Genomic DNA, 333 nt, shown 5'->3' on the forward strand with positions numbered 1-333 from the left:
TGGAATAAAGTGTTCATTGACGCTCGTCTGACAGCCGCATTGGTTGATCGACTGATTCACCATGCTCACATATTAAGCTTTACCGGAGAGAGTTTTCGACTAAAGAATGCACTATCCAAACACAAATAACTAAAAGAATCTTTCAGGTGCAAAATTGTGTAGTTTATCGCTGCAATGTTGTGTAGAAAAGTCTTGCAAAACACAGCTCCTGACTTTAGTAGTTTTAAAAACTAAAAACTACCCTAAACACTGTTAATACACTGTTTAAGGTAGTTTTTTTGGATTGTTTATTGTCCATTTATATAATTTATCGTTAAATCAAGTCCGGTCGCT

Annotated in this window: 1 protein-coding gene; it reads left to right on the forward strand. The window is 35.4% G+C overall.

What is annotated here, in order from left to right; all coding sequences use genetic code 11:
* Positions 1-129, forward strand: a 129-nt coding sequence (locus ACYQ4S_RS12520; protein WP_459771504.1) for an ATP-binding protein, incomplete at its 5' end; no start/stop codon positions are given.
* Positions 130-333 lie beyond the last annotated feature (204 nt).

The organism is Alkalibacterium sp. s-m-28 (assembly GCF_054658175.1).